Annotated in this window: 16 protein-coding genes; 11 read left to right on the top strand and 5 right to left on the bottom strand. The window is 72.2% G+C overall.

What is annotated here, in order from left to right; all coding sequences use genetic code 11:
• Positions 1-6 precede the first annotated feature (6 nt).
• The 3 genes from ACZ4XD_RS13085 (at position 7) to mshC (ending at position 2,843) form a co-directional block, all read left to right on the top strand.
• The gene (locus tag ACZ4XD_RS13085) at positions 7-597 is read left to right on the top strand and encodes a DUF3090 domain-containing protein (RefSeq protein WP_078885892.1); all 591 of its coding nucleotides are present in this window, start codon (positions 7-9) and stop codon (positions 595-597) included.
• 5 nt (positions 598-602) lie between these two features.
• Entirely contained in the window at positions 603-1,487 is an 885-nt protein-coding gene (locus ACZ4XD_RS13080; protein WP_468041404.1) for an SCO1664 family protein, read from the top strand.
• Positions 1,488-1,613: 126 nt separating this feature from the next.
• Positions 1,614-2,843: a cysteine--1-D-myo-inosityl 2-amino-2-deoxy-alpha-D-glucopyranoside ligase gene (mshC, locus tag ACZ4XD_RS13075; RefSeq protein WP_468041403.1), complete on the top strand. Its 1,230-nt coding sequence runs from the start codon at positions 1,614-1,616 to the stop codon at positions 2,841-2,843.
• A 186-nt stretch (positions 2,844-3,029) separates the two neighbouring features.
• On the opposite strand, the gene ACZ4XD_RS13070 is transcribed toward mshC, so the two are convergent.
• Positions 3,030-4,148: a PAC2 family protein gene (locus ACZ4XD_RS13070; protein WP_468041402.1), complete on the bottom strand. Its 1,119-nt coding sequence runs from the start codon at positions 4,146-4,148 to the stop codon at positions 3,030-3,032.
• Between the two features lie 261 nt (positions 4,149-4,409).
• Between ACZ4XD_RS13070 and ACZ4XD_RS13065 the strand changes: the two genes are divergently transcribed.
• The 8 genes from ACZ4XD_RS13065 (at position 4,410) to ACZ4XD_RS13030 (ending at position 13,110) form a co-directional block, all read left to right on the top strand.
• Positions 4,410-5,753: an enolase C-terminal domain-like protein gene (locus tag ACZ4XD_RS13065; RefSeq protein ID WP_468041487.1), complete on the top strand. Its 1,344-nt coding sequence runs from the start codon at positions 4,410-4,412 to the stop codon at positions 5,751-5,753.
• Positions 5,750-6,547 (top strand): SDR family NAD(P)-dependent oxidoreductase, encoded by a 798-nt coding sequence (locus ACZ4XD_RS13060; RefSeq protein ID WP_468041401.1) that lies wholly within the window; start codon positions 5,750-5,752, stop codon positions 6,545-6,547. The genes ACZ4XD_RS13065 and ACZ4XD_RS13060 overlap by 4 nt, the downstream gene beginning before the upstream one ends.
• Before the next feature lie 59 nt (positions 6,548-6,606).
• Positions 6,607-7,638 (top strand): sugar ABC transporter substrate-binding protein, encoded by a 1,032-nt coding sequence (locus ACZ4XD_RS13055; protein ID WP_468041400.1) that lies wholly within the window; start codon positions 6,607-6,609, stop codon positions 7,636-7,638.
• Between the two features lie 4 nt (positions 7,639-7,642).
• Positions 7,643-9,208 carry a sugar ABC transporter ATP-binding protein gene (locus ACZ4XD_RS13050; RefSeq protein WP_468041399.1) on the top strand — a complete coding sequence of 522 codons (1,566 nt, stop codon included), beginning with the start codon at positions 7,643-7,645 and terminating at the stop codon, positions 9,206-9,208.
• Complete coding sequence (locus ACZ4XD_RS13045) at positions 9,205-10,239, top strand: ABC transporter permease (protein WP_468041398.1); 1,035 nt, start codon at positions 9,205-9,207, stop codon at positions 10,237-10,239. Before ACZ4XD_RS13050 ends, ACZ4XD_RS13045 begins: the two co-directional genes overlap by 4 nt.
• 9 nt (positions 10,240-10,248) lie before the next feature.
• The gene (locus ACZ4XD_RS13040; RefSeq protein WP_468041397.1) at positions 10,249-11,250 is read left to right on the top strand and encodes an aldo/keto reductase; all 1,002 of its coding nucleotides are present in this window, start codon (positions 10,249-10,251) and stop codon (positions 11,248-11,250) included.
• A 22-nt stretch (positions 11,251-11,272) separates the two neighbouring features.
• On the top strand, positions 11,273-12,166 hold the full coding sequence (locus ACZ4XD_RS13035) for an amidohydrolase family protein (RefSeq protein ID WP_468041396.1): 894 nt from the start codon (positions 11,273-11,275) through the stop codon (positions 12,164-12,166).
• A gap of 158 nt (positions 12,167-12,324) precedes the next feature.
• Positions 12,325-13,110, top strand: coding sequence for a 3-oxoacyl-ACP reductase family protein (locus tag ACZ4XD_RS13030; RefSeq protein WP_468041395.1), 786 nt, complete (start codon positions 12,325-12,327; stop codon positions 13,108-13,110).
• Positions 13,111-13,209: 99 nt separating this feature from the next.
• On the opposite strand, the gene ACZ4XD_RS13025 is transcribed toward ACZ4XD_RS13030, so the two are convergent.
• The 4 genes from ACZ4XD_RS13025 to ACZ4XD_RS13010 form a co-directional block, all read right to left on the bottom strand.
• Entirely contained in the window at positions 13,210-13,881 is a 672-nt protein-coding gene (locus tag ACZ4XD_RS13025) for a FadR/GntR family transcriptional regulator (protein WP_085927015.1), read from the bottom strand.
• Between the two features lie 217 nt (positions 13,882-14,098).
• Positions 14,099-15,703: a glycerol-3-phosphate dehydrogenase/oxidase gene (locus ACZ4XD_RS13020; RefSeq protein ID WP_468041394.1), complete on the bottom strand. Its 1,605-nt coding sequence runs from the start codon at positions 15,701-15,703 to the stop codon at positions 14,099-14,101.
• Positions 15,704-15,705: 2 nt separating this feature from the next.
• A complete protein-coding gene (glpK, locus tag ACZ4XD_RS13015) occupies positions 15,706-17,247 on the bottom strand; it encodes a glycerol kinase GlpK (protein WP_468041393.1) in 1,542 nt (513 codons plus the stop codon).
• Positions 17,248-17,296: 49 nt separating this feature from the next.
• Positions 17,297-18,085: an MIP/aquaporin family protein gene (locus ACZ4XD_RS13010; protein ID WP_468041392.1), complete on the bottom strand. Its 789-nt coding sequence runs from the start codon at positions 18,083-18,085 to the stop codon at positions 17,297-17,299.
• Positions 18,086-18,106 lie beyond the last annotated feature (21 nt).

The raw sequence follows: 18,106 nt of genomic DNA, 5'->3' as shown, positions 1-18,106 counted from the left end.
AGGACGTTGTCCCGTCAGGTGTTCTTCTACGACGCGCCGGACCGCTTCGTGGCCGGTACGGTCGGGCTGCCTGGCCGCCGTAGCTTCTACCTCCAGGCCACCGCGGCCGGCCGCACCACCAGCGTCGCCCTGGAGAAGACTCAGGTCGCCGCCCTCGCCGAGCGGATCGACGAATTGCTGGACGAGGTCGTCCGGCGCAGCGGCGGCAACGCCCCGGTGCCCGCGGTCTCGCCCGCCGAGCTGTCCGACACCGCGCCGCTGGAATCGCCGGTCGAGGAGGAATTCCGGGTCGGCACGATGGCGCTCGCCTGGGACGGCGAGGACGAGCGGATGATCGTCGAGGCCCAGGCCCTGGTCGAGCTGGAGGCGGACAGCGACGAGGACCTCGCCGACGCCGAGGAGCGGCTGCTCCAGGACGACGAGAACGGCCCCCCGATGCTGCGGGTGCGCCTCACCGGAACCATGGCCAGGGCATTCGCCAAGCGGGCGCTGGAGGTCGTCAACGCCGGCCGCCCGCCGTGCCCGCTGTGCAGCCTGCCGCTCGACCCGGAGGGACACGTATGCCCGCGCCAGAACGGATACCGGCGGGACGCCTGAACGCCATGGAGTCCGCCGCAGAGCCCGCCGCGCCGCTGCCCGGTCCCGCCCGGCCGCAGGACCCGCCGGCGGCCGCGCCGGAGCCCGCCGGACACCCGTCGGACGCGCTGCTCGCCGAAGGGGAGCTGACCGTCCGCGGCCGCATCCAGGAAGCCTCCAACGCGGTGCTGTACTGCACGGTCGCGTACGACGGCCGCAGCGCCGCCTGTGTCTACAAGCCGGTCGCCGGTGAGCGCCCGCTGTGGGACTTCCCGGACGGCACGCTCGCCCAGCGTGAGGTCGCCGCGTACGAGGTCTCCCGGGCCTGCGGCTGGGACCTGATCCCCCCGACCGTGCTGCGGGACGGCCCGTACGGCACCGGCATGGTCCAGGAGTGGATCGATCCGCCGGAGAGCAGCGACGAGGTGCCCGAGCTGCTGGCACTGGTGGAGGACGAGGAGCCGGGGCCCGGCTGGAAGGCTGTCGGGCTCGCCCAGGTCGGTGAGGACCGCACCGCGCTGCTGGTGCACGCCGACCATCCGCGGCTGCGGCGGCTCGCGGTGCTCGACGCGGTGATCAACAACGGTGACCGCAAGGGCGGCCATCTGCTGCCCGGTGCCGGCGGGGAGTTCTTCGCCATCGATCACGGCGTGACGTTCAACGCCGAGGACAAGCTGCGCACCCTGCTGTGGGGGTGGGCGGGGGAGCCGCTGACCGACGAGTCGCTGGAGGTCCTGCGGGGTCTGGAGCGGGAGCTGGAGGACGGCCGGCCGCTCGCCGCCCGACTGGCCGAACTGATCACGGACGCCGAGACCGAGGCGCTGCGGGCGCGGGTGGCGGGGCTGCTGCGCAGCGGCCGGCACCCGGAGCCGAGCGGCGAATGGCCCGCGATCCCCTGGCCGCCCGTCTGATCCGCAGGGAAGGCGTGCATGGCGGCGGGGCGCTTGCACGTATGGCTGTCGAACACAAGACCGCCTTTCCGGCCAGAGATCCGGTCCGGTTCGTATGCGGAACATCCGTCCGGTTACGCTCAAGGCATGCATGCATGGCCCGCTTCTGAGGTCCCCGCCCTGCCTGGCCAGGGCCGCGACCTGAGGATCCACGACACCGCGACCGGCGGACGGGTAACCCTCGACCCCGGTCCCGTCGCCCGTATCTACGTCTGCGGCATCACGCCCTACGACGCCACCCACATGGGGCACGCGGCGACCTACAACGCGTTCGACCTGGTTCAGCGCGTGTGGCTCGACACGAAGCGTCAGGTGCACTACGTACAGAACGTCACCGATGTCGACGATCCGCTGCTGGCGCGGGCCGTGGCCACCGGCGACGACTGGACGGCGCTCGCCGAGCGCGAGACCGCCCTCTTCCGCGAGGACATGACGGCCCTGCGGATGCTGCCGCCCCGCCACTACATAGGCGCCGTCGAGTCGATACCCGGCATCGTCCCGCTGGTGGAGCGGCTGCGCGATGCCGGCGCCGCTTACGAGCTGGACGGTGACATCTACTTCTCCGTCGAGTCCGACCCGCATTTCGGCGAGGTCTCCGGGCTGGACGCCGAGGCGATGCGGCTGCTGTCCGCCGAACGCGGCGGCGACCCGGAGCGCGAGGGCAAGAAGAACCCGCTCGACCCGATGCTGTGGATGGCCGCCCGGGACGGCGAGCCGAGTTGGGACGGCGCCTCGTTGGGCCGGGGCCGGCCCGGCTGGCACATCGAGTGTGTCGCCATCGCCCTGGACCACCTCGGTATGGGCTTCGACGTCCAGGGCGGCGGCTCCGACCTCGCCTTCCCCCACCACGAGATGGGCGCCTCGCACGCCCAGGCGCTCACCGGCGAGCACCCGTTCGCCAAGGCGTATGTGCACGCCGGGATGGTGGCCCTGAACGGCGAGAAGATGTCCAAGTCCAAGGGCAACCTCGTCTTCGTCTCCACGGTGCGGCGCGACGGCACCGACCCGGCCGCCATCCGGCTGGCGCTGCTCGCGCACCACTACCGCGCCGACTGGGAGTGGACTGACGCGGTGCTGGAAGAGGCCGCGGAGCGGCTGGCGCGCTGGCGTGCCGCCGTCTCCCGTCCTGACGGACCGTCCGCCGACGCCCTCCTGGAGGAGATCCGTACGGCGCTCGCCGACGACCTGGACTCCCCGACCGCCCTCGCGGCCGTGGACCGCTGGGCCGCCGCGCAGCAGGCGGAGGGCGGCACCGACGAGGGAGCCCCCGGTCTCGTCTCCCGCGCGGTCGACGCGCTGCTCGGCGTGGCCCTGTAACGACCCGTCATATCCGACCCTCAGGGGCGCTTCCGCCGGCCGGTGGAAGCGCCCCTTTCTCCTTACGGGCCACGGGACTTACGGCTCGGGAGGCCGGGAGGCGCGGGACGGGAAATGCCAGGGGCGCCGCGACGGCCCGCAGGCCGTCCGGCGCCCCTGGCACCCCGGGGAGTGGGTCCCCGGCGCTCAGCTTCCGCTGCCCTCCGGGCCGTCCTCCGGCCCCGGGGAGTCGGCCGGGTCCGTGCCGCCCGGGGAATCCGGGCTCTCCGACGTGCCGTTGCCCTTGGCCGTGTCCTTCGGCCCCGTCGCCGTCTCGTCGCCGGACTTCGGCTCGCGGGGCTCCTTGGAGACCGGGCGGGGCGGACGGGTGCGGCCGCTGGTGGTGTCGCGGAGGTAGGAACTGTCGCGGCCGTCGGCCAGCCCGCCCTCGGTCGCGACGCCCGGACCGGACTGCGGGTCGCGGCGGCGCAGATAGCGCTCGAACTCGCGGGCGATGGCCTCGCCGGACGCCTCCGGCAGATCCGCGGTGTCCCGCGCCTCCTCCAGCGACTGGACGTACTCGGCGACCTCGCTGTCCTCGGCGGCCAGTTGGTCCACGCCCAGCTGCCAGGCGCGGGCGTCCTCGGTCAGCTCGCCCAGCGGGATGCGGACGTCGAGGAGGTCCTCCAGGCGGTTGAGCAGGGCGAGGCTGGCCTTCGGGTTGGGCGGCTGGGAGACGTAGTGCGGCACCGCGGCCCACAGGCTCACCGCGGGGACACCGGCATGGGTGCACGCCTCCTGGAGGATGCCGACGATGCCCGTGGGGCCCTCGTAGCGGGACTCCTCCAGATCGAGCCGGGCGGCCAGGTCCGCGTCGGAGGTGACCCCGCTGACCGGCACCGGGCGGGTGTGCGGGGTGTCGCCGAGCAGCGAGCCCAGTACGACCAGCATCTCCACACCCAACTCATGGGCGAAGCCGAGGATTTCGTTGCAGAACGAGCGCCAGCGCATGCTGGGCTCGATCCCGCGGACCAGGACGAGGTCGCGCGTGCGCCCCTTGCCGTTCGTGTCGCCGACACGCACCACGGAGAGCCGGGTCGTCGGCCAGGTGATCTTGCGTACCCCGCCGTCCAGGAAGACGGTGGGACGGTTCACCTGGAAGTCGTAGTAGTCCTCCGCGTCCAGCGCGGCGAAGACCTCGCCCTTCCATTCCCGGTCGAGATGGGCGACCGCGGCGGAGGCGGCGTCGCCGGCGTCGTTCCAGCCTTCGAACGCGGCCACCATGACCGGGTCGATCAGCTCGGGTACCCCCTCGAGCTCGATCACCCAGCGCCTCCTTCCGACCGGTCCGGCCGCCTGGGGCGGCCGCCGGCAGCAGTTCCATTACGTGCGATCCCAAGACTACGGCTTCCGCGGTGCCGGTCCGTAGCCCCTTTGCGGGAAGGGGTAGCGATTCATCCGACCTGTCCCGAGGGCCGTTGGCTCAACTTCCTTACGCGGTCTGGACGCGGTCTTGCGCGCGGGTCTATACATCGGATGTCCGGCAAAGGTCCGATGTTCTTCCGCAACATCCCAGGGGGCATGCGCATGGCAGGGACCGGCACCGTCACCGAGCTGGAGGTCCACGACGTCCGCTTCCCCACCTCGGAGCAGCGCGACGGCTCGGACGCCATGAACCCGGACCCCGACTACTCCGCCGCCTACGTCGTCCTGCACACCGACGGCGGACCGCGGGGCCACGGCCTCTGCTTCACCATCGGACGCGGCAACGAGGTCATGGCCGCCGCGATCCGCTCCCTCGCGCCCTACGTCGTCGGCCGCCGCGCCCCCGCCACCGCCGCCGATCTCGCCGCCCTGCACCACGACCTCACCCACGACTCCCAGCTGCGCTGGCTCGGCCCCGAGAAGGGGGTGATGCAGATGGCGGCCGGGGCGCTGGTCAACGCCGCCTGGGACCTGGCCGCGAGACGGGCGGGGCTGCCGGTGTGGGAGTTCCTGGCCGGGCTGACCCCCGAGGAACTGGTCTCCCTCGTCGACTTCCGCTACCTCTCCGACGCCCTGACCCCCGACGAGGCGCTGGCCCTCCTGCGCGCCGCCGAACCCGGCCGCGCCGCCCGCGCCGCCCGGCTCAAGGCCGAGGGCTATCCCGCGTACACCACCTCGCCCGGCTGGCTCGGCTACGACGACGGCAAGCTGGTCCGGCTGGCCAGGAAAGCGGTGGCCGACGGTTTCGGCCAGATCAAGCTGAAAGTGGGCGCCGACCTCGACGACGACAAGCGGCGGCTGCGGCTGGCCAGGGACGCGGTCGGCCCCGACGTACGGATCGCCGTCGACGCCAACCAGCGCTGGGACGTGGCCGAGGCGGTCCGCTGGATGACCGCGCTGGCGCCCTGGACCCCGCACTGGATCGAGGAGCCGACCAGCCCCGACGACGTCCTCGGGCACGCCGCGGTGCGCTCCGGACAGCCCGTGAAGGTCGCCACCGGTGAGCATGTCGCCAACCGGGTGGTCTTCAAGCAGCTGCTCCAGGCCGGCGCCGTGGACTTCGTACAGATCGACGCCGCCCGGGTCGCCGGGGTCAACGAGAACCTCGCGATCCTGCTGCTGGCCGCGAAGTACGGGGTACCGGTGTGCCCGCACGCGGGCGGGGTGGGGCTGTGCGAGCTGGTGCAGCATCTGGCGATGTTCGACTACGTGGCGGTGTCCGGGAGTTGGGAGGACCGGGTGATCGAGTACGTCGACCATCTGCACGACCACTTCAGCGACCCCGTCGTCATCGACCGCGGCCGCTACCGCGCCCCGACCGCGCCCGGCTTCTCGGCCCGGATGAAACCCGGGTCCCTCGCCGCCCACCGCTTTCCCGACGGGCCCGTCTGGCGCGCCCGTCAGCGGCCGCGGGACCCCCACGGCGAACAGGAGGTCACCGTATGAGCGACGGACCGCGGACCGGCCACCACCCGGCCGACTTCGAGGGGATGGCCGCCCTCGTCACCGGGGGCGGCTCCGGTATCGGGGCGGCCACCGCCGCGCTGCTGCTGGCGCGCGGCGCGCGGGTCGCCGTCCTGGACCGGGACCCGGCCGGCGCGCCCGCCGGGGCGGTCCCGGTCACCGCCGATGTGACCTCCGACGCCGCCGTACGGGCCGCCGTCGCCGAGGCGGTGGGGGAGCTGGGCGCCCTGCACACCCTCGTCGGCAACGCCGGGACCGGCGCCATCGGCACCGTCGAGGACAACGACGACGCGGAGTGGAGCCGGGTCCTGGACGTCAATGTGCTGGGCCTGGTGCGCACCGCCCGCGCCGCGCTGCCGGCCCTGCGCCGCACCGCGGCCGGCGCCGCGGGCCGGGTCTCCATCACCCACACCTGCTCCATCGCCGCCACCGTGGGCCTGCCTCAGCGTGCGCTGTACGCCGCCAGCAAGGGCGCGGTGCTCGCACTGACCCTCGCGATGGCCGCCGACCACCTCCGCGACGGCATCCGCGTCAACTGCGTCAACCCGGGCACCGCCGACACCCCGTGGATCGGCCGCCTGCTGGAGCACGCCGACGACCCGGCCGCCGAACGCGCCGCCCTCAACGCCCGCCAGCCGATGGGCCGGATGGTCACCGCCGACGAAGTCGCCGCCGCCATCGCCTCGCTGGCATCCCCGTCCGCCTCGGGCATCACCGGAACGGCGCTCGCGGTGGACGGGGGGATGCAGGGGCTGCGACTGCGGGGCGAGGGGTGAACCGGGCGGGCTGCCGGGAGGAGCCGTAGGAGCCGCACACCACGACCGAGGGATCCATCATGAGATTGCGTACGACCGGCGCGGCGGCCGGTGCCGCGGTGCTTGCCATCGCCGCGCTCGCCGGCTGCAACCGCGGCAGCGACACCGCGGGCGGCAGGATCGGCATCGATCTGCCCCGTACGGACACCGACTTCTGGAACTCCTACCAGCAGTACCTGGAAAAGGACCTGGACCACGGCGGCCCGGCCGCGCTGCCGCTGTCCAACTCGCAGAACGACATCGCGAAGGTCGTCTCCAATGTGCAGGCACTGACCGACCAGGGCGCCAAGGCGATCGTGATGGCACCGCAGGACACCGGCGCCATCACCGCCGAGCTGCAACGGCTGGCGGAGAAGAAGATCCCGGTGGTGAGCGTGGACACCCGCCCCGACGAGGGCAAGGTCTACATGGTGGTACGCGCCGACAACCGTGCCTACGGCGAGAAGTCCTGCGAGTACCTCGGCAGGAAGCTGGGCGGCACGGGCCGGGTCGCCGAACTCCAGGGCGACCTCAGCTCGATCAACGGGCGGGACCGCTCCGAGGCGTTCGCCTCCTGCATGAAGCGGAAGTTCCCGAAGATCACCGTGCATGAGCTGGCCACGGACTGGAAGGGCGAGGTCGCCTCCGGCAAGCTCCAGAGCCTGCTCGCCCAGCACCCGGACCTCGACGGCATCTACATGCAGGCCGGCGGCGCCTTCCTCCGGCCCACGCTCGCCCTCCTGGAGCAGAAGAAGCGGCTCGAACCGGCCGGCTCAGAGGGACACATCACCATCATCTCCAACGACGGCATCCCGGACGAACTGGACGCGATCCGGGCCGGCACGATCGACGCCACCCTCTCCCAGCCCGCCGACCTCTACGCCAAGTACGCGCTCTACTACGCCAGGGCCGGCCTGGACGGCAAGACCTTCCGGCCGGGACCGACCGATCACGGCTCCACCATCGTGAAGATCAAGAACGGTCTGGAGGACCAGTTGCCGGCGCCCCTGGTCACCAAGGACACCGTCGATGACAAGAAACTGTGGGCCAATCAGCTAGCGCGGAAGAAGTAGCGCCGTGGAGACCCACGACCGGGCGGCGGCGGTGCATGCCGAGGGGATCGTCAAACGCTACGGGCCCACCGTCGCCCTGGACGGCGCCCGGCTGACCGTACGGCCCGGCGAGGCGCACGCCCTCGTCGGCCGCAACGGCGCCGGTAAATCCACCCTGGTGTCCGTGCTGACCGGCATGGCACGCCCGGACGCCGGCCGGGTCACCTTCGGCGGCGCACCGGCGCCCGGCTGGGGCGACACCGCCGCCTGGCAGCGCAAGGTCGCCTGTGTGCACCAGAAGTCGATGACCGTGCCGGAGCTGACCGTCGCGGAGAACCTCTACCTGGGCCGCTTCCAGGGCACCGGGACCATCCGCTGGCGGGCGCTGCACACCCGCGCCCGCGAGCTGCTCGCCGAATACGGCGTCGAGGTCGACACCACCGCCCGGATCCGGGATCTCGGCGTCGAGCAGCGGCAGTTCGTGGAGATCGCCCGTGCGCTGTCCGGCGGGGCCCGGCTGATCATCCTCGATGAGCCCACCGCCCGGCTGGACGCGCGCGGCATCGACCGGCTCTTCGCCAAGCTGCGCGGGCTGCGCGCCCAGGGCGTGGCCCTGCTGTTCATCTCGCACCATCTCCAGGAGGTCCACGAGCTCTGTGACACCGTCACCGTCTTCCGCGACGCCCGGCATGTGCTGACCGCGCCCGTCCCCGGTCTGGCCGAGGAGGCACTGGTGGCGGCGATGACGGGGGAGGAGCCGGCCGCCGTACGGAAGCCCCGGACGGTCGCGCGTCCCACGGGCGAGCCGGTATTGCGGACCGAAGCCCTGGCGCTGAACGGGCATTTCGCGCCGCTCGACCTGACCGTACGGGCCGGTGAAGTGGTGGGGCTCGCGGGCGCCACGGCCGGCGGGAGCACCGCGATCGGCGAGACCCTGGTGGGGCTGCGGACGCCGGACGCGGGGCGGATCGCGGTGCGCGGCCGCCCGGTCCGTACGGGCAGCGTCCCGCACGCCCTCGACGCGGGCATCGGCTATGTCCCCGAGGACCGGCATCGCGAGGGGCTGATCCCGGGCCGCAGCGTCGCCGAGAACGCCACCCTCACCGTCACCGGTCGGCTCGGGCCGATGGGCACCGTACTGCCCTCCCGGCCCCGGGCGTTCGCCCGGCGGATGATCGCGGCACTCGACATCAGGACCACCGGGCCCGGCCAGCCGGTGTCCGGGCTCTCCGGCGGCAATCAGCAGAAGGTCGTGATCGCCCGCGCGCTGGCCCGTGAGCCCGCGGTGCTGGTCGCCATCCGGCCCACCAACGGCGTCGACGTGAAGTCCAAGGACGCGCTGCTGGGGGTCGTACGGGAGGTCGCGGACGGCGGCAGCGGCGTCGTGATCGTCTCCGACGAGCTGGACGATCTACGGGTCTGCGACCGGGTGCTGGCCGTCTTCCACGGCCGGGTGACCGCCGCGTTCCCGGCCGGGTGGCGCGACCACGAACTGGTCGCCGCGATGGAAGGGGTGGCCGTCGTCGGCCGCGGCCCGGACGCCGCACCGGGCCCCCGGACCACGGAAGGAACGGAAGGGACCGCGCCATGACCGAGACCGCAACGCCGCCGGCCACCGACGCGGTGGACCGGCCGCCGCCGCGCCGCCGCCCCTGGACCGAGCCGGCCCGGTGGCGGGACTTCTCCCTGGTGCCGGTGATCTTCGTGCTGGGCGTCATCGGTTTCATCGTGTCGCCCGCGTTCCTCACCCAGGACAACCTCATCGGCGTCATCCAGCAGTCCACGGAACTGGGCCTGCTGGTGCTCGGCGAGGCGCTGATCCTCATCACCGGGCGGATGGATCTCTCGCTGGAGTCGACCATCGGCCTGGCGCCGGTGCTCGCCCTGTGGCTGGTGATGCCCGCGCACGGCACCCGCTTCGCCGGGCTGGAGCTCTTCCCCGCCTGGACGGCGCTCCCGCTCTGTCTGGCCGTGGGCGCTGCGGTCGGCGCCGTCAACGGCTTCCTCATGCTCACCCTGCGGGTCAACGGCTTCATCGCCACCCTCGGCATGCTGACCATGCTGCGCGGGCTGCACGTGGGCATCTCCGAGGGCCGGTCCCTCGGTGACGTTCCGGCGTCCTTCGCCTATCTGGGCAAGGCCGACTGGCTGGGCGTGCCGGCCGCCGTCTGGATCTGTCTCGCCCTCTTCGCGCTCGGTGGCGCGGCCCTGGGCTACCTCCGGCACGGACGGGCGCTGTACGCCATCGGCGGCAACCCGGAGGCGGCGCGGGCGGCCGGTATCCGGGTGGACCGCCTCACCTGGATCGTGCTGGCCCTCGGCGGGGTGCTCGCCGCCTTCGCCGGGATTCTCTACACCGGCCACTACGGCGCGGTCTCCGCGAGCCAGGGCAACGGCTGGATCTTCCAGGTCTTCGCCGCCGCGGTGATCGGCGGCATCGGCCTCAAGGGCGGCCGGGGCACCCTCTTCGGCGCGCTCACCGGGGTCCTGACGCTCCAGCTGGTGATCAATGTGATGACGCTGGGCGGGGTGCCACCGCTGTGGACCCAGTTCCTCAACGGCATGATCATCATCGTCGCGCTGGTCATCTCCCGCTTCACCAGCGGCGAGAAGCAGGACTGAGCGGCCGCCATGCGCTATCCGCCGTACGGACCAAGGGAGTTGGGGCGAAGCGGCGTCATCGTCCCGCCGCTGGGGCTGGGCTGTGCGCCGCTCGGCAACCTCTACCGCGCCGTCCCGGAGGTGCGGGCGCGTGAGGTCGTCCACACCGCCCTCGCCACCGGTGCCGGCTACTTCGACACCGCCCCCCACTACGGCGTCGGCCTGTCCGAGGAGCGCCTCGGCCGGGCACTGCGCGGCCAGGACCGCGCGACCTACACCCTCTCCACCAAGGTCGGCCGCCGGCTGCGGCCGCTCGCCCCGGGGGAGCGGGCGGCGGGCGAGGGCTTCGTGGACACCCCCGCGCGGGCCCGTGTGTGGGACCTCTCCCGCGACGGCATCCGGGCCACGCTCGACGCGTCCCTGGTCCGGCTCGGGGTGGACGCCGTCGACCTCGTCTATCTGCACGATGTCGAGGACCGGCTGCGCGAGGTGTACGAGACCGGCTTCCCGGCCCTTGCCGAGCTGCGGGCACAGGGAGTGGTCCGGGCCGTCGGGTTCGGCATGAACCACAGCGCTGTGCTGGCTCGCCTGGTCGCCGACCTCGATGTCGATGCGGTGCTGTGCGCCGGCCGCTGGACCCTGCTGGAGCACACCGCCCTCGACGATCTGCTGCCGGTCTGCGCGCGCCGCGGCACCTCGGTGGTCGTCGGCGGCGTCTACAACTCCGGCCTGCTGGCCGACCCGTCGCCCGGCGCGCCCTACAACTACGGACCGTCTCCTGGCCCGGTGCTCGACCGGGCGCGTCAACTTGCGTACGTCTGCGGGGAGTTCGATGTGCCCCTCAAAGCGGCGGCGCTCCGCTTCCCCTTCGGGCACCGTGCCGTCGCCGCGGCCGTGGTCGGAGCCGCCACACCGGACGAAATGGCCGAGAACGCAAGGCTGTTCACCCATGACATCCCCGACGGGCTGTGGCATACGCTCGTCGCCCGCGGCCTGCTCGACCCCGATCTGCCGCTGCCCCTGAACGACTGAGCGAGCCCGGAGCGCGCCCCTGATGCGTATCGACGCCCATCACCACCTGTGGGACCTCAGCCGGCGCGAACAGCCCTGGATGGACGGGCCCTGGGCCGACCCGATCCGCCGCAGCTACGCGCTGGCCGACCTCACCCCGCAGCTGACCGAGCACGGTCTCGACGGCACCCTCCTCGTCCAGTCGTCGTCCTCGTACGAAGAGACCGCCGACCTGCTCACCGTCGCCGCGGGCGAGGGCCCGGTCACCGGGGTCATCGGCTGGGCCGACCTGCGCGACCCGGCGCTCGCCGAAGTCCTCGCGGCGCTGCCCGCCGGGCTGGTCGGCATCCGGCACCAGGTGCAGGACGAACCGGACCCCGACTGGCTCACCCGCCCGGACGTGCTGCGCGGTCTGGCCGCCCTGGCCGACGCCGGGCTGGTCTACGACCTGCTGGTCACCCCGCGCGAACTGCCCGCCGCACACACCGTGGTACGCGCCCTGCCCCAGCTGGCCTTCGTACTGGACCATGCCGCCAAACCGCCGGTCGTCACGGGGGAGTGGCAGCCGTGGGCGGACGCCGTCACCGCCCTCGCCGCGCTGCCGAACGTCAGCTGCAAACTGTCCGGACTGGTCACCGAGGCCGACTGGGACGCCTGGCGGCCGCAGCAGATCCTGCCCTACGCCCGGCACGTCCTGGACGCCTTCGGCCCCGGCCGGCTGATGTTCGGCTCCGACTGGCCGGTGTGCACCCTGGCCGCCGGCTACGAGGACGTGGTGGCGCTCGCCGAGGCGGCCACCGGGCAGCTCACGGCGGCGGAACGGTCGGACGTCTTCGGGGGGACGGCCGGGCGGGTCTACGGGGTCGGGGCGCCGTCGGAGCCGGAGCCGCCCGGCCGCATGCCCTCGGAGCCGGAGCCGGAGCCGCCCGGCTGCTGACGTGGCGTCCGGATTCCGCCAGCCCCGGGCCCCCGCCGCGCCGGAAGATCGAGTCGTACCGCGGAGAAACACCCGCGACACGGTGCCGCCCGTACGGAAGCCAGGGCATTCCGCACGGCCGCGCCCGGCCACGACGACTCGATACGAAGGTGATGACGATGACGGCGACGGTGCTGACGGAGACGACGGCGGCGGCGAACGGCCCCCGGCCGCTCACCGGCAAGGCGGCCCTGGTGACCGGCGGCAGCCGGGGGATCGGCCGGGCGATCGCGCTGCGGCTGGCCGCCGACGGCGCGGCGGTGGCCCTGACCTTCCGGAGCGGGCAGGACCAGGCCGACCAGGTGGTCAAGGAGATCGAGCGGGCCGGCGGGCATGCCTGGGCGGTGCGGGCCGACAGCGGTGACGCGGAACAGATCCGGGCTTCGGTGGCCGGCGCCGTGGACCGGTTCGGGCGGCTGGACATCCTGGTGAACAACGCGGGCATCGGCGTGATCGGACCGTTCGAGGGCATCTCCCTCGACGATGTCGACCGGGTGCTGTGGACCAATGTCCGGGCGCCGTTCCTGGCGGCGCAGGCCGCGGCGGCGCATCTGACCGAGGGCGGGCGGATCATCTCCATCGGCAGCTGTATGGCCGAGCGGGTCGCCTTCCCCGGCGGCACTCTCTACGCCACCAGCAAGGCCGCGCTCATCGGCCTGACCAAGACCCTGGCCAAGGAGCTGGGGCCCCGCGGCATCACCGCGAACCTCGTGCACCCGGGCCCGATCGACACCGATATGAACCCCGCCGACGGCGAGAGCGCGGCGATGCAGGCCGGGCTCACCGCGCTGGGGGCCTACGGCCGGGGCTCGGATGTCGCGGCGACCGTGGCCCATCTGGCGGGCGACGGCGGACGGTACATCACGGGCGCCTCGATCGCGGTGGACGGCGGTTTCGCGGTCTGACCCGGGCGCGGCGGCGGGCACGACCGGTGTGCGGTGCGACCGGGACGGTGCCGGCCGGGGTGCGGCGCCGACGGGCACGGCCCCGTACGCCGGCCGGCCTCACAGCGAGGCGCGCAGCCACTGCTCCACGCTCGCGATGTGCACGGTCGCCCAGGCCCGCGCCGCCTCCGCGTCCCGGTCGCGCAGCGCGCCGAGGATCGCCCGGTGCTCGGTCAGGGTGCGGGCCACCGCGTCCTTCTGCGTCAGCCCCCGCCAGACCCGGGCCCGGGTGGTCGGCCCGGAGAGTCCCTCCAGCAGCGAGCAGAGCACGGAGTTGCCGGACGCCGCAACGATCCCCCGGTGGAACTCCAGATCGCAGGCGACCAGATCCTCCACCGAGGGGCTCGGCCCCAGCGCGTCCAACTGGGCCTCCAAAGCGTCCAGTTCCGCCGTCCCGATCCGGCCGGCCGCCATCGCCGTGGCGGCCGGCTCCAGGATGCGGCGGACGGCGAGGAACTCCAGCACCGTGTCGTCGCGGTGGAAGTCCACCACGAAACTCATGGCCTCCAGCAGAAGTTGCGGATCGAGGCTGGTGACATAGGTGCCGTCGCCCTGGCGCACGTCCAGGATGCGGATGAGCGAGAGCGCGCGCACCGCCTCGCGCAGGGAGTTGCGGGACAGTCCGAGCTCGGCCGCCAGCTCGCTCTCCTTCGGCAGCCGGTCGCCCGGCCGCAGCGCCCCGGAGACGATCATGCCCTTGATCTTCTCGATGGCCTCGTCGGTGACCGCCATGCCGACCTCCCCGCTGGACCCGCCCGGATACCGCTCAGACATCCGATGTCTGGCCGCCCATTATGACCGCTGCCGCCGGCCCCAGCCCTTCCCGTACGCGGACATGACGATGGGGCGGCCCCGTGGACCGCCCCATCGTCACTCACTGCGCACGCCGTGGCGTGCCGTCAGCCGCTCTCAGCCGCTCTCAGCCGCGCTCAGCCGTGCTGTGCCGGCGTCAGCCCGCCAGCATGTCCTTCACCTTGGCCCGCACGTCCTCCGTGTCGAGACCGCGGATCATCAGGGTCGTACGGCGGCGCAGCACATCGTCGACCGTCTCGGCCCACTCGTGGTCGCGGGCGTAGGCGACCTGCGCCCAGATCTCCGGGGCGTCCGGGTGGATGCGCTCGGCCAGCGCCGGGTTGTCGTTCGCCAGCCGGGCGATGTCGAAGGACAGCGAGCCGTAGTGGGTGGCCAGGTGCCGCGCGGTCTCCGGGGCCATCCGGGGGCCGGGCGTGCCGCCGTCGACGAGCAGCCGGTGAGCGACCGCGTTCGGGTTGGCGATACCGGGCAGCGGGAGCTTCTTCGGCAGGTGCGCGATCGGCTCCATGTCCTCGGCCAGCGGGTGGCCGGGCAGCGCCGCCAGCTTGTTCATGACCGTACGGCCGATGTGCCGGAAGGTCGTCCACTTGCCGCCGGCGACCGACAGCATGCCGCCGCTGCCCTCGGTGACGACCGTCTCGCGCTTGGCCTTGGAGGTGTCACCGGGGCCGCCGGGCAGCACCCGCAGACCCGCGAAGGAGTAGGTGATCAGATCGCGCGACAGCTGCTGGTCACGTACGGAGAAGGCCGCCTCGTCCAGGATCTGGGCGGTGTCCTTCTCGGTGACCGCGACATCCGCCGGGTTGCCCTCGAACTCCTCGTCCGTGGTGCCCAGCAGCAGCATGTCCTCCCAGGGGAGGGCGAAGGTGATGCGGTACTTGTCGATCGGGGTGGCCAGCGCCGCCTTCCAGGGCGCGGTCCGCTTGAGGACCAGGTGGGCGCCCTTCGACAGCCGGATGGAGGGGGCCGCGTTCGGGTCCTCCATCTTGCGCAGGTGGTCCACCCACGGGCCGGTGGCGTTGAGCACCAGGCGGGCGTTGACGCCGAACTCCTGGCCGTCCGTACGGTCCTTGAGCTCCGCGCCGGTGACCCGGCCCTGGGTGAAGCGCAGTCCGGTGACCTCGGCGTGGTTGAGGACCGTGGCGCCGGCCGCGGCCGCCGCGCGGACGGTCATCAGGGCCATCCGGGAGTCGTTCATCTGGTCGTCGCCGTACACGGCCACGGCCTTGAGGTTGTCCGTCCGCAGCTCCGGCACGTCGCGCTGCGCCTTGGCCGGGGATATGACATGGCCGACCCCGTCGCCGAACGCGGACAGCGCCGAGTAGGCGAAGACGCCCGCGCCCAGCTTGGCCGCGCCGTGCGGGCCGCCCTTGTAAACGGGCAGGTAGAAGGTCAGGGGGTTGGCGAGGTGCGGTGCCACCTGGCGGGACACCGCACGCCGCTCGAAGTGGTTCTCCGCCACCAGCTTGACCGCGCCGGTCTGCAGGTAACGCAGACCGCCGTGCAGCAGCTTGGAGGAGGCGGAGGAGGTGGCGCCGGCGAAGTCACCGGCGTCCACCAGGGCCACCCGCAGTCCGGCCTGTGCGGCGTGCCAGGCGGTGGAGATGCCCAGGATGCCGCCGCCGATCACCAGGAGGTCGTACGTCGCCTGGGAAAGCTGCTCCCGGGTCTCGGCACGGCTCGCGTGCGAACCACTGGCCGGGTGCGTCCCGAGTGCCGGAACGCTCTGCAGGGTGCTCATGTTTACTCCTCGTCCTCGATCCAGCCCATGGTCCGCTCGACGGCCTTGAGCCAGCTCTTGTACTCGCGGTCACGGGTGTCCGCATCCATCCGGGGGGTCCACTCGGCGGCCCGGCGCCAGTTGGCGCGCAGTTCGTCGGTGCTGGACCAGAAGCCGACGGCCAGTCCGGCCGCGTAGGCAGCGCCGAGGCAGGTGGTCTCGGCGACCATCGGGCGCACCACAGGGGCGTCCAGGAAGTCCGAGATGGTCTGCATCAGCAGGTTGTTGGAGGTCATCCCGCCGTCGACCTTGAGCGCGGTCAGCTCGACGCCGGAGTCCTTGGTCATGGCGTCGGTGATCTCGCGGGTCTGCCAGGCGGTGGCCTCAAGCACGGCACGCGCGATGTGCGCCTTGGTGACATAGCGGGTCAGGCCCGCGATGACACCGCGCGCGTCCGAGCGCCAGTAGGGGGCGAACAGGCCGGAGAAGGCCGGCACGAAGTATGCGCCGCCGTTGTCCTCGACCGTGCTGGCCAGGGTCTCGATCTCGGCCGCGCTGTTGATGAGCCCCATCTGGTCGCGCATCCACTGGACGAGCGAGCCGGTGACGGCGATGGAGCCTTCCAGGGCGTAGACCGGCTGCTGGTCACCGATGCGGTAGCCGACCGTGGTCAGCAGACCGTTGTACGAGTTGACCGGCTCGTGGCCGGTGTTCATCAGCATGAAGGTGCCGGTGCCGTACGTGGACTTGGCCTCGCCCTGCTCGAAGCAGGTCTGGCCGAACAGCGCGGCCTGCTGGTCACCGAGCGCCGAGGCGACCGGGACGCCGGCCAGCACGCCGCCGACGGTGCGGCCGTAGACCTCGGAGGAGGACTTGATCTCCGGCAGGACGGCCGCCGGGATCTCCATCGACGTGAGGATCTTCGGGTCCCACTGAAGACCGTGGAGGTTCATCAGCATGGTGCGCGAGGCGTTGGTGACGTCGGTGACGTGCACACCGCCGTCGACACCGCCGGTGAGGTTCCAGATGACCCAGGAGTCCATGGTGCCGAAGAGGATGTCGCCGCGCTCGGCGCGCTCGCGCAGGCCCTCGACGTTGTCGAGCAGCCAGCGGATCTTCGGACCGGCGAAGTACGAGGCCAGCGGCAGACCGGTCTCGCGGCGGAAGCGGTCCTGGCCGACGTTGCGGCCGAGCTCCTTGCAGAGCGCGTCGGTGCGGGTGTCCTGCCAGACGATGGCGTTGTGGACCGGCTCACCGGTGGTCCGGTCCCACAGGACGGTGGTCTCGCGCTGGTTGGTGATACCGATCGCCTTGACGTCGGCGGCGGTCAGCCCGGCCTTGTGGACGGCGCTGTCGACGACCTGCTGGACGTTGGCCCAGATCTCGGTGGCGTCGTGCTCCACCCAGCCCGGCTTCGGGAAGATCTGCTCGTGCTCCTTCTGGTCGACCGAGACGATCCGGCCGTCCTTGTCGAAGACGATGCAGCGGCTGGACGTGGTGCCCTGGTCGATGGCCGCGATGAACGGGCCGTGGCCGTGCGAGGAGGTGCTGGGGGTGTCGCTCATGGCTTGCTCCAAGAAGTCTGTGCGGGCGGAGACGGATCGGTCCGGCGGCTCAGGCGAACGCCACCTGGTAGAGGCCTCCGGCGAGGGCTCCGCCGATGAGCGGGCCGACGACCGGGATCCAGGCGTAGCCCCAGTCTGAACCGCCCTTGTTCCGCAGCGGCAGAAGTGCGTGCACGATGCGCGGACCGAGGTCACGGACCGGGTTGATGGCGTACCCGGTCGGACCGCCCAGCGACAGACCGATGCCGGTGACGACCAGGGCGACCAGGAGCGTGCCGATGACGCCGACGCCCTTGCCGTTGTCGCTCAGCCCGAGGGTGAGGATCGACAGCACGAGTACGACGGTGGCGATGATCTCGGTGAGCAGGTTCTGCGCCACGTTCCGGATCTCCGGACCGGTGGAGAAGATGCCGAGGACCGGTCCGGCCTTCGGCGCGGCCGACTGGTCGACCAGGCCCTCCTCGCTGGTGTGGTCGGCCAGGACCTCGGGGTCACTCAGATGGGCCTGGAACTGCCCCATGTAGGTGATCCACACCAGGACCGCGCCGATCATGGCGCCGAGCATCTCGCCGGCCAGGTAGACCGGCACCTGGCTCCACTCGATGCCGCCCTGAATGGCGATGCCGATGGTGACCGCAGGGTTGAGGTGTGCGCCGGACTTCGCGGCGATGTAGGCACCCGTGAGGACGGCGAAGCCCCACCCGAAGGCGATGGCGACCCATCCGGCGTTGAACGCCTTGGAGCGCTTGAACGTGACGGCGGCGCAGACGCCACCGCCGAGCAACAGCAGAACAGCGGTACCGATGGTCTCGCTGATGAAGATGTCGGAGCTGGACACCCGCGACTCCTTTGTCCTTCG

Source organism: Streptomyces sp. NPDC029466, from assembly GCF_055574515.1.
This window is presented reverse-complemented; position numbering and strand designations above follow the sequence as displayed.

What these genes read in the sequence shown, in the direction of transcription:
- ACZ4XD_RS13080 (WP_468041404.1), top strand. Translation starts at nt 603, where the DNA reads ATGGAGTCCGCCGCAGAGCCCGCCGCGCCGCTGCCCGGTCCCGCCCGG.
- mshC (WP_468041403.1), top strand. Translation starts at nt 1,614, where the DNA reads ATGCATGCATGGCCCGCTTCTGAGGTCCCCGCCCTGCCTGGCCAGGGC.
- ACZ4XD_RS13065 (WP_468041487.1), top strand. Translation starts at nt 4,410, where the DNA reads ATGGCAGGGACCGGCACCGTCACCGAGCTGGAGGTCCACGACGTCCGC.
- ACZ4XD_RS13060 (WP_468041401.1), top strand. Translation starts at nt 5,750, where the DNA reads ATGAGCGACGGACCGCGGACCGGCCACCACCCGGCCGACTTCGAGGGG.
- ACZ4XD_RS13055 (WP_468041400.1), top strand. Translation starts at nt 6,607, where the DNA reads ATGAGATTGCGTACGACCGGCGCGGCGGCCGGTGCCGCGGTGCTTGCC.
- ACZ4XD_RS13045 (WP_468041398.1), top strand. Translation starts at nt 9,205, where the DNA reads ATGACCGAGACCGCAACGCCGCCGGCCACCGACGCGGTGGACCGGCCG.
- ACZ4XD_RS13040 (WP_468041397.1), top strand. Translation starts at nt 10,249, where the DNA reads ATGCGCTATCCGCCGTACGGACCAAGGGAGTTGGGGCGAAGCGGCGTC.
- ACZ4XD_RS13035 (WP_468041396.1), top strand. Translation starts at nt 11,273, where the DNA reads ATGCGTATCGACGCCCATCACCACCTGTGGGACCTCAGCCGGCGCGAA.
- ACZ4XD_RS13030 (WP_468041395.1), top strand. Translation starts at nt 12,325, where the DNA reads ATGACGGCGACGGTGCTGACGGAGACGACGGCGGCGGCGAACGGCCCC.
- ACZ4XD_RS13025 (WP_085927015.1), bottom strand. Translation starts at nt 13,881, where the DNA reads ATGGCGGTCACCGACGAGGCCATCGAGAAGATCAAGGGCATGATCGTC.
- ACZ4XD_RS13020 (WP_468041394.1), bottom strand. Translation starts at nt 15,703, where the DNA reads ATGAGCACCCTGCAGAGCGTTCCGGCACTCGGGACGCACCCGGCCAGT.
- glpK (WP_468041393.1), bottom strand. Translation starts at nt 17,247, where the DNA reads ATGAGCGACACCCCCAGCACCTCCTCGCACGGCCACGGCCCGTTCATC.